Annotated in this window: 8 protein-coding genes; 3 read left to right on the top strand and 5 right to left on the bottom strand. The window is 63.0% G+C overall.

The annotated features are described in order from the left end of the window. The first annotated feature begins 49 nt into the window (after positions 1–49). Positions 50–858 (top strand): IS5 family transposase gene (locus ACNJ7E_RS13635; protein WP_418338899.1). Its coding sequence is split into 2 segments (ribosomal slippage): positions 50–383 and positions 383–858, totalling 810 coding nucleotides; the frame shifts between segments, so codons are not numbered across the junction. Between the two features lie 8 nt (positions 859–866). Here the strand turns inward: ACNJ7E_RS13635 and ACNJ7E_RS13630 are convergent. Further along, the gene (locus ACNJ7E_RS13630; RefSeq protein WP_418340111.1) at positions 867–1,961 is read right to left on the bottom strand and encodes an integrase; all 1,095 of its coding nucleotides are present in this window, start codon (positions 1,959–1,961) and stop codon (positions 867–869) included. A gap of 1,687 nt (positions 1,962–3,648) precedes the next feature. Between ACNJ7E_RS13630 and ACNJ7E_RS13625 the strand changes: the two genes are divergently transcribed. Beyond that, positions 3,649–4,569 (top strand): ParA family protein, encoded by a 921-nt coding sequence (locus tag ACNJ7E_RS13625; RefSeq protein ID WP_043792356.1) that lies wholly within the window; start codon positions 3,649–3,651, stop codon positions 4,567–4,569. Between the two features lie 266 nt (positions 4,570–4,835). Here the strand turns inward: ACNJ7E_RS13625 and ACNJ7E_RS13620 are convergent, their stop codons facing one another. Then, on the bottom strand, positions 4,836–5,255 hold the full coding sequence (locus ACNJ7E_RS13620) for a hypothetical protein (RefSeq protein ID WP_418340110.1): 420 nt from the start codon (positions 5,253–5,255) through the stop codon (positions 4,836–4,838). Positions 5,256–5,494: 239 nt separating this feature from the next. Here ACNJ7E_RS13620 and ACNJ7E_RS13615 point away from each other — a divergent pair, with 239 nt between their 5' ends. Beyond that, positions 5,495–5,731, top strand: coding sequence for a hypothetical protein (locus ACNJ7E_RS13615; protein ID WP_242323783.1), 237 nt, complete (start codon positions 5,495–5,497; stop codon positions 5,729–5,731). A 234-nt stretch (positions 5,732–5,965) separates the two neighbouring features. Here ACNJ7E_RS13615 and ACNJ7E_RS13610 read toward each other — a convergent pair whose 3' ends face one another. The 3 genes from ACNJ7E_RS13610 to ACNJ7E_RS13600 form a co-directional block, all read right to left on the bottom strand. Beyond that, entirely contained in the window at positions 5,966–6,160 is a 195-nt protein-coding gene (locus ACNJ7E_RS13610) for a hypothetical protein (RefSeq protein WP_005571223.1), read from the bottom strand. A 73-nt stretch (positions 6,161–6,233) separates the two neighbouring features. Beyond that, positions 6,234–7,091, bottom strand: coding sequence for a ParA family protein (locus tag ACNJ7E_RS13605; protein ID WP_418340109.1), 858 nt, complete (start codon positions 7,089–7,091; stop codon positions 6,234–6,236). 115 nt (positions 7,092–7,206) lie between these two features. After that, the gene (locus tag ACNJ7E_RS13600; RefSeq protein WP_418340108.1) at positions 7,207–8,823 is read right to left on the bottom strand and encodes a ParB/RepB/Spo0J family partition protein; all 1,617 of its coding nucleotides are present in this window, start codon (positions 8,821–8,823) and stop codon (positions 7,207–7,209) included. Between the last annotated feature and the right edge of the window lie 1,827 nt (positions 8,824–10,650).

Genomic DNA, 10,650 nt, shown 5'->3' with positions numbered 1-10,650 from the left:
AGAGCGTGTCTCATGTGGATGAAGTGATGTGTGGGACATAATGTGACGCGTGGTAGATGAGTTGTCACTGAGGTTGTTTCCGGATGCGTTGTGGGAGATAGTCGAACCGTTGATACCGCCTTTTGTCGCCCGGCCACAGGGAGGCGGCAGTGCGCCGGCCGATGACCGGGCGGTGTTCACCGCGATCGTGTACGTGCTCACCAGCGGATGTGCGTGGCGGCACCTGCCGCCCTCGTTCGGGGTCACGGTTCCTACTGCGCACCGAAGGTTTACCGCGTGGGTGGCAGCCGGGGTGTTCGAAAAACTGCATCGTAAGGTGCTCGACCAACTCGGTAGTGCGGGCGAACTCGACTGGACGGCAGCAATCCTGGACGCGGCAAGCGTCCGGGCAAAAAGGGGGGATCGCTGACCGGCCCCAGTCCCGTCGACCGCGGCAAGAAGGGATCGAAGATCCACGTCCTGTCCGAAACAAACGGAATCCCACTGGTCGTGGGCGTGACCGGGGCGAACACCCACGACAGCACGATGCTGCAACCAATGGTGGCAGCGATTCCGGCAACGAAGTCCAGGCGCGGACCACGCCGACGCAAGCCGGGAAAGCTTCGCGCCGACAAGGGCTACGACTACGACATTCACCGACGGTGGCTGCGCGAACAAGGCATCGTCCCGCGGATCGCCCGCCGCGGCATCGAGCGAAACGACCGCCTCGGCCGGTACCGGTGGAAGATCGAACGCACCATTGCCTGGCTCACCGGCTACCGACGTATGACCATCCGCTACGAACGCCACGGCGAACACTTCGCCGGCTTCCTTCACCTCGCCGCCGCACTCACCTGCTTCAAGAAACTCCCCACATGAGACACGCTCTAAGCCGTGCGGCGCAAAGATCGGCAGCGCTGCGAGTCGTTGTCCAGGCGCCCCGCAGCAGAGCCGGCCCGCAACGACTCTCCCCCTACCCTTTCGACGAACTCGTGGGAATGGCCGGCAAGGGCTGCGCGCCGCCGTATCGCGGCATGAATTGCAGCGCCCGAGAGCGCGCCCGAGTTTATGTTGCCGTTCGCACGGATCGCACGGAAAACCGGTAACGCCGGATCCTGGACAACTGGCGCTACGGAAAGGCAGACGTGGCCTTCGAACTCCTCGTGGTGCTGGAGCAACCGAATCACACCTGGACGACCGAAGCCGTCGACAGCCGAAACCACCTCGAGCCAGCGCCTGTAGGCACACGGCGCGCACATTGTGTGATCCCGCGATGACTCGACATGGTTGATCAAGCCATCGACCAGACCCCCGTGCGGACCTGGAATCTGGACGCGAAGATCCCCGTCTCCGCACTGGGCCACGTCGGCAATGGTGAGCATGGACAGCTCGCAGCGCCGAAGTGCCCCCGCGAAACCCATGAGCAACAGTGCGCTGTCACGGCGCTCGCGCGCACGCTTGACCCATGTCGTCGCGTCACGACGGCTCGCATCGACAATTCCTTCGAGCTCGCCGATACGAAGTGGGTGCGCCCGTTTGGTCGGGCGGTCACCGTTCTGCTTGTACGCCCTTCGCGCGTTCGCGAGCGCGTCTTTGACACACGGCGACCGACCGGGCAGGGGCAATCCAGATGCGCGGTGCCAATAGTTGATGGACGCCACCCACCGACTCAATGTCGCAATGGAGTACATCCGATCGCCCACCTCGGACCGCGTCTCCGCGCTCTCACGCACATAGGCGGCGACAGCACGAGGATCGGTCGGCATCAATGAAATTTCACGGGGCGCGCACCAACTCGCGAACCTAACCCAGTCCTGCCGGTAATTTCGTGCAGTGCTGGCAGATTGCAGCCGGTCGAGTTCGGCGACGATTCGATCGTCAACTCCCGGCAGCGACTCCGTCGCGTCACCGCCTGACGGAACGGTAGGCACGGCCTCCGCTGACGTCGAGCTTGCAGGGCGTGACACATCGTGATTGCTCACGTGCACATCATTCCAGGCGTAGCGGTCGTTTTCGTGGATCCGCCACGCCGTGCCGTGCTGGCACAGCTGCGGACGCGATGTTCTCGTTTGCCGGATGTGGTGATGCACGGTGCATCACCCCGGTCGCGCGGCCGACTGAAGCGGACCCCGCTCCCCACACCCTCACACGACCACCCCCTGACACTTCCTTCTGACGTTGATGGAACCCGAGGCAGCTCCCCGCAACAGTCGATCGCAACTTCCATTGCTCGGATGGCGCCTATACTCTGGGAAGAGGTCCTGACCTGGGGACTCTTCCTCACATCGAGTGCTGAGCTCCTTTTAGCGTGGGTCTGATAACAGATTGTGGAAGTGACTGGACCTAGCTACTTGCCTTCGCCGTTTCCGCAGAATACTTACCGCTCGCCGAGGGGCAGACGGGCCTAGATCCCACTGCTAGAAACCACACCGAAACCTCTTGACCAGGCATTTCGTTGCCATCAGACGTGATGGCTGCGGTCAGCACGAGTTGTGCGACGGTTCCCCATTTTTGCGGGCACCGCGATAACTGGTTGGAGGCACTGCGCCGACGGCTTTGCGCTCGTTGACGATGACGTGACGAAGTGCCCGACGCCCTTTTCTCGCTCCGAGCTATCAAGACCCGTTTGCAGGCGTCCGTTTACCGAGACTGGGGCGGTCAATTTCTTGACAGCGGGAGAACGGCCCCTTTTGGAGTTTCGTCAAGTGACGTAACACCGGGAGGGGTGTGGCGGGTCTAATGTGGGTTGGTTCCAGGCGTGGCCGCGCACCTAAGAGCGGATTCCAGGCGGTGCTCGGCGACACTCTTCACCGATCGCCCCGGCCAACAAGAGACTGGATTGGCGACCATGCTAATGGCCATCAATATGGCCTTGCATATGGCCTTAGGTCAGATGTTCGTGGCAGCTCGATCCAGGAGTTGAACATGGACGCCATTCGCACTCTTGGTGGCGCAGCGAAGGACGCCGCAGCCGGCACTCACCCCCGCTCCCCCGTCCGAGTATTCAGCAACGAGAGTTATTTCCCCTTCTGAACAGGAGGTTTATGGCTACGCGCTTCACGAGAGGCGCCAGGCCACCTTCGGCTGCCGTCCGCAAGACCAGGTTCCTACCTCGCCACTCCGTGTCGGGGAACGATCCACCGTGGCACCGAATGGTCTGTGTCGAGCAGGCAGAGACCACTCCCCCACCGCGCAGATTCGGGCAACAAGAGAACTAATTTCGCCACTAGGTGAACCGTTCACGTCTGCCAATCTGAACGAACAAAATACCCTCTGAACTGCTCGTATATCTATGGCCTTAAGTATGGCCTTGGCAACGTCCTTAACAAACACCGCTGAAACCGTAGGTGACATGATCGTCACAGTCACCTTGTTTATGCCCTGTGCTACCACCACTGCAACCACCTTAACCATGCCCTGATACACCGCCCTTGAATAGGCCGTGTACACGAACATCAACCCGACCTTTCGAAAGACGGCCTATGAGGCCACTGTCAACAACATTCACAAAGACCTTTAACAAGACCTGTTGCGCAACCTTCCCAACCATCATTGAACAGGCGTGGGTAATAGCCTTAGCAACGGCGATACTCATGACGTGTTGCACCCCCTTAGACAGGGGCGTGTCGTTGGCCATCTAGGAGACCGGCCAGCCGTACCGTGCTATGCATGTCACCAACGCAGCCCCCGCGCAGTGTGCTCATCGCCAACCAAAAGGGCGGTGTCGGCAAAAGCTCGATCGTCGCAGCGGTCGCAGGCATGGTCTCAGCCGCCGGACGCCGGGTACTCGTCGTTGACGCGGACCAGCAGGCAAACGTCACAGCCTCCGATCTTGGAGTTGAGGGAGACCGCGGGAAGGGCCTCAGCATGGCCCTTCAGTACGCGCACCCGCTCGAACCCACCCGAGAGGTCCGACCGAACCTCGATCTCATCCCCGGAGGACCGGCACTCGCGGTCATCGGCGCGATCGCGGCGACCGCTGCCCAATCAGGAATGGATCTGCGGGGCAACCTCGTGTCCACCCTCACCGAATTGCAGTCCGTCGAACACTACGACCTGATTCTGATCGACTCGGGCCCCGGAGACGCCCCACTGCTCGACGCACTGCTGGGTACCGCGCGTTACCTCCTCGTGCCGACCAAGGACGACGATGCAAGCCTGTCGGGAGTGGAGCTCCTCGCGGCCCGCTACCTTCGCGCACGGGAGAACGGTTCCCTCATCCAACTTCTCGGTGTCGTGCTCTTTGATGCGAACCCACGCGCGACAGCGCGGAACCGTGAAGTTTTCGAGCAGGTTGAGGACCTGCTCGAAGGTAGCGGCGCTGCGCCGTTCGAAACCTTCATTCGCTCTGATCGTGCAGCCGCCGTCGATCTCCGGATCCGTCACCTGACCCCCGCGGAACTGGTCGCCGCCGCCGAGGATCAACTGAAGAATCGGATCCAGCGGCTGCGCGACAAGAAGCGCCTCGGTGAGCGTTTGTGGTCCCGAGACCCGTCCGGTCTCGCGAGTGACTACCAATCCCTTACCCGAGAAGTTCTCAGCCGGTTGGCGTCGGCGGAGAAGGACGAAGTCTCCGGGGGAGTGGCGTGAGTGCACGACGCCGGAAGGCCGCTTTCGATCCCGGAGCTCTTGGAGATCTCGACGATCTGCTCCCCACACTGAGCATCGTCACCGAAACGGTCGGCGAAACGACTGCCCCGCAGTCCGCACCCTCACCGGACGACCAAGAAAGCGAAGCAGCGGCCACCGTACTGGAACCGTCACCCGCAGCGTTGCCCGATCCCCCCGAGTCGGACGACGCGTCGCCAGAATTGCCGAACGCTGAATCTGAAGCCCCCCAACTGCAGTCCGAGGCTTCAAAGCCGGTCGTTGCGCCCCGTCGGAAACCCAAAACACGCAGCGACAGCAGCCCGGTGCCGATCCGGACCGCCCCTCCTGAGGTCTATCTCCCCCCGGCGGTATACACCGCACTGCGCCAACTCACGCTCGAGGAAAGACAGCGTGACCGCGCAACGGCGCGTCCCTATGGGCAAGTAGTCCTCGACGCTGTTGAGAGGCACGCCGGCGAACTTCAACGCCACTGGAGCGCCGCAGAACCTCAAGCAAGCGCTGGACTGTTCAAGCGGCGCGAGGCAGGTGCGCAACCGCGCCGCCGACGGCACAGCGAGATTCAAGCTCGTGTGCCTCTTGCCGGGATCATCGCCTCCGATACCGCCACACTCGATGCTCTTGCCGAAGAGTGGTCCGCGGGTAGCCGTAGCGCGCTGGTCGAACACGCACTCCGCCTCTATTTGGGCGTCAGACCAGACTGAATAACGGCAACCGCACCAGGACACGCGCGAATCGATAATCGAACGGGGCGGGGAACCGGGGGAGGGGCGTCCAGTCGTGGAGAGAGCCATCGTCGCCTCAACAAAGTGGCGGTGGTGTCCCCAGCCCATCGGACACCACATCGCACGCGGACCCTCCGGGAAAAGGTCGTCACTGCGGACACCCGTCCCGATATGGTGACGCGGTGGCCGAAACAACGTTCTCCCGAGACACGATCGTGGGTCTGGTCGCACTCCTCACGGTCGGTCTCGCGGCACTGGCGCCCGGCCTCTCGCTGGGCTGGAAATGGGTCAGTGGCCAGGGCAGCACGTCGGTTACGGCGATCTTGATTCTGATCCTTCTGATCTTCGGCGGCAGTGCGGCAACGGCGTACGCATGCCGTGGACTCTGGAGCCGCTTCCGTCGTCCAACACACGATTGACTGCACCGTCCGGCACGGCACGATCAACGCGGGAAGGGGACAGCCCAGCCCTATCGATCGTGGCGCCGGAACAGCGCCGCCGACCACACCGACTTGGCTCGCGACCCTCGCTTGGTAGCCCTCGCTTGCCTATGACGATCCAGCAGAGGGCTTACCCGCCGCGGCGATTGCATCGACGACTTGTCACAGGCCCTTCCGCCTGCCTCTAGAGCTCTCCACGCCACCCGCCTTGCCTCACACCGCCTTACCGGGCTCCAACGGCTCGGCGTCGGGCTGAATCGCGCGACCATCGTTGTAGGTCTCGGCAATCACTCTCAGTTGCGCTGCGAACGCCTCCTGCGTGAACTGCATAAGCGAGTACGGTCGCCCGGTCTTGCGACGCACGAGGCGTACCGCGGCCCGGGCGAGCGCGTGCAGATCATGGGGCACATTGACTGTGCTCGTCCCACGTGAAGGCCGCATGTGCCGCCCAACATCGTTCACCACAGGTGGCCTCCAGTCCCTACGCGACCACTGCCCGTTGTCCGAACAGCCCCAGCTTCTGCATGTGAGTCAGCGCAGCTCGGTAGTCGCTGGTGACCGTCTTTGCCCTGTAACCGTAGATCGGCACCGGAACATAGTTCGTGTAGGCCTCATCCACGATGCTCGCGCGACGGATCGGGGGCGTCACCCTGTCCTCGTATTCGCTCAGCAGATCGTCCATCTGCTCACGGTAAACGTCGCCGATCGGGGGGACTGCGCAGGGGACGATGGACAGCAGCGGAACGTCGACGCGGTAGGTCCGCTTGATCTTCCGCAGTTCCTGCTCCAACGCCGGGATGCCTTCGTTCTCCTTGCCGGAGGGCTTCGTGCATGTGATCAGGCCCCACGATCCGTACGGCCCTTCCTCATCGACGGTTGTCGCGAGGATGCCGGCGATCACCAGAACATTCAAGGAGCCGGGGGAGTCGATCAAGGTGACGTCGACAGGATCCGCTTCCTCGAGGGCGTCACGCAGATGAAGGACACCACCGGTTACTGCGGGCAGCTCCACGATCAGCTTGTCGAGTGTGTCACGAGCGGCGGGGACGATTGTGAAGTTGGGGATCTCGTCGTACACGGGTTGGTCGGCTTCGTCGTATCCCCGCAGCACCCGCGCTGGGCGTTCGACTTCTTTGATAGAAGCGTTGCGCCGGAGGACGTCGGCGGCGGTCTTACCGGAGGCTTCCGGGTATCCGAGCCAGGTGCTTGCGTTTGCCTGACTGTCCATGTCGAGAACTCGGACGCGGTATCCGTCCTGGGCGAGCAGCGTGGCGGTCGAGGTGACCGTTGTGGTTTTGCCGGCACTGCCGGACAGGGTTGCTACTGCGTAGGTAGCCACGGGAACTCCTTGCGGTTTGAAGGTTCTGAATTCGTTGGTGTCCGCTTATGGGTGATGCACGGTGCATCACCCCGCGGCGGGGGCGAACTCGGTGATGCACGGTGCATCACCGACGTCAATCGGCGAGAGACAGTGCGCGGCGCGCGGCGTCGAGGCGGGCTTCCTCCCATGCGGTCGGCTTGTAACCGGCACGCTCGGACAGCAACTCCAAGTACGCGAGATCAGAACGGCCCCACTCCCGGGAGGAATCGGCTGCCGCGAGTTCGTAACCTGCAACCGCGCATGCCCAGGCGATCTCACTGCGGCGCTTCTCGTCGCCGTTCTCAACACTCACCCGGAACTCGGTGGAGTCGAGACCTTCCAATCCAACAAATGCCTGCGCCAGCCTCCACCCCTCCTTGCTCGTCGCCAGAGCGGAGATGCCATAGGCGTATTGGTCGATAAAGAAGGTCACCAACTTCTCCCGTGACGGAACGGAGGCCGCGAGCTTCTTGCCCGCTTCTCGACGCGCCTTCGCTGCCGCCGCCCCTGCTTCCGCTTCCCGCTTCGCGGCCAACTCGTCGGCATTGTCTTCGGCTCGAGCGGGTTTGTCGACGGCGTAGTAGACAAGCGTTCCTTGCCCGGGGTCGATCGCGCCAACGACTTTGGTGCTCGCGAGATCGATATCGGACACCTCGAACAGTCGATGCTCATGGAAGCTCTCACCGAACCGCTCGCGCGGATCCACGATATCGAGTCCCGCAGCCGATGCCTGCTCTCGGGACTTCCGTTCCGTCAGCACACGTTCAGCCGCGCGCGTCGGGCTCATTCCGCGATCAGAAATCAGCGTGAACGCCGCGAGCTGCTCGGAACGACGGGTATCCGAGCTTTGCGCCGGGTCTGGCTTCTTCTGCCAGCTCCGTGCGGGACCGTAGGGGAGCGCGCCCGCCAAAGCGGCGCCCTCGGCGCTTCGAATCGAGTCCTCCGCAATCGCAGCCTGGACCTCGGGGGCAAGGAGTAACAGCGACAGCCGCCTTGACACCGTCGCCTGATCGACGCCCAGCTTGTCCGCGATGGCACGCTGGCCCATTCCCAACTCGGAGTACCGAGCGAACATCTGAGCCTCGGCGATCTCCGAAAGGTCCTGGCGTCCGAGATTCTCCAGCGTCATGGCGTCGAGGTCGCCGTGATCGTCCATCACGGCGTCGTCAATTACCGCAGGAATCGTTGCCAGGCCGGCTGCGATGGCGGCCGCACGACGACGGTGCCCATAGATGACTACATACTCGGCATCGTCACCGATAGCGTGAGCGAGGTCAGGCCGCTCCGCGAGGAATCCCTCGCGCGTTACCAGCAGTGCGGGAACCTTGATGCCGTTTGCCCTGGCCCCATTGACTAGTTCATCCCACTTTGGGTCGCCAGTCTGAGGCTTGGACCTGTCCGGGTCATTGAACGGGTGCGGGGCGGTCTGGAGAACCGGAACCTGCACAACGGTCTGACCGTCGGCTGCAGCCAATCCGGCCAGCGCGGCGGTGATGCCGCCCGAGTTTGCATCACCATTCGCCTGCGTAGTAGTTACATCACCGGAGGCGGCGGCCGCGAGTTCCTCACTCTCTTCGCCGCCAGCGAACTTTCGGAACCGACTCGCTGTCTTCCTGCCTGCCGGTTTGCGCGCGGCTGGCTTTCGCTTGGTCGCGGCCGGACCGGTCGATGGACTGGCGGCCACCATTTCGGATGTCACTCCGGCGCTCATCATCCTCCATTCTGCGCATGCTTTGCATGTATTTAGATGGAGCGTACTGGGATCGATCTGCCTCCTTTGATATCTCCGGCGGCGTGTCGCCTATGCGGTGATGCACCGTGCATCACATCGCTTTGAACTCCGGGTGATGCACGGTGCATCACCGCCCAGGCAGTCGGATGAGGTTGCAAGCCGCGGTTAGGTTCGGCAGCGAAGAGTCCCAGCGCCCAGGTAAGCGTTCCACTGCCAACCGGTGATGCACCGTGCATCACCGCAGAGGATTCGCGATCAGCCTGGTTCGTCGTCCACTTGACCGCTAGACGTGGCCGAGTCCCTTCCCTGTCGACTCCCTGTCGGCCTTTGGTGATGCACGGTGCATCACCAAAGGCGCACCCCACTCCCAAGTCAACACCGCCCGTGCGAAGCGGTGGCGCCCCACCGCGTCGGTCATGGGCCTCGACGTTCTTACCTGCCCCTTTGCGGTAACACCGCCACTGCAGAACCCGAACGGAGAGGACGCAGCGGACCGCATGTCTCGAGGAGTCACGCAACATTTCGTAGACCACCTCACGGATCTCGCCGTGATGCACCGTGCATCACTGTCGGCGTAACCCACCCCATGCCGGGCCAAGTCAAGATCCCCGGGGCGAGGCGAGGTCCACACAACACGCTTCGCGGTGATGCACGGTGCATCACCGCAAGGGAGTCGCTCAGCGCGGCTCGTCGCCTACTTGACCGCCCGCGCGGCCGAGTCCTTCCGTTGTCGAGGCCTTCGGTGATGCACGGTGCATCACCGAAGGCCTATCCCACCCCGAACCGGGCCGAATCAATACCGCAGGAGCGAGGCGGGTGGCATGTCGGCGGTGATGCACCGTGCATCACCGCACGGGCAGTCAGATGAGGATGCAAGGCGGGGGAGGCTGTGGCCACACAGAGTCTCACGCCCAGGTGAGCGTTCCGCTGCCGACCGGTGATGCACCGTGCATCACCGCGGGCGCGACCCACCTCGGGCCGGACCAGGTCAGCACCGTGCCTGTGACGGGCCGCGACGATCTGGCCCACTCCGTTGGCGGCAACATCGCCGCTGCAGAACCCGAAGAGGGGGCGCCCGCAGCGCGGACCGTATACCCCGAGGAGTCGCGACCTTTCACACACCACCTCACGGGATCTGGCCGGATGCACCGCGCATCACGGCGGCATGACCGATCCAAATGGGACCAAACCAATGCGCCAGGATCCAGGGAGGTGGCAACCCGCCGGTGATGCACCGTGCATCACCGCACAGGCAGTCGGATGAGGTTGGAAGCCGCGGTAGGCGCTGGCGACAAGAGTCTCACGCTCGGGTAGGACGGTCATTGCCAGACCGATCGATGGGGCGTTCGTTACGAAGCGGATCTTGCTCTACGCGTTGCAAGTCACGTCGAGGCGGTGAACCTTCACGCTCTTGTTGGGGCCGTATCAGCATCGAGGCCATTCCACTTGATGAGCCTCGTGGGAAATCTCCGCTGAGGGCTGGGGCCAATTGGAAGTGGCGTCATACCGGTCGCCGGCTAACTGGGTCCTGAGATGCGATGGACGGCCCCGCGCGCATGTCGGTTTCGCTCTAGCGATCGGCGGGGCATCCCGTTGCGCTGCATCCTTGTTGCTCCGGCATATTGACGCTCTCCCGAGTCCACTGCCTTGGTTCACCTTGGCGAGGCCGTCCCCCCAAGGCAGCGCAACCGGGCCTGGACGGCACCGGGGGAGTGGGCGTGTGACGACTTATGCAAGGAACAGGAGGATGGGACTTGAAGTTGACCAGCTAGCGCTCACGGGAGCGTCGCTCGATCGAGTCGTGGG

This window comes from Rhodococcus mengyinensis, assembly GCF_048381435.1.
GTDB classification, from domain to species: domain Bacteria; phylum Actinomycetota; class Actinomycetes; order Mycobacteriales; family Mycobacteriaceae; genus Rhodococcus_F; species Rhodococcus_F opacus_D.
This window is presented reverse-complemented; position numbering and strand designations above follow the sequence as displayed.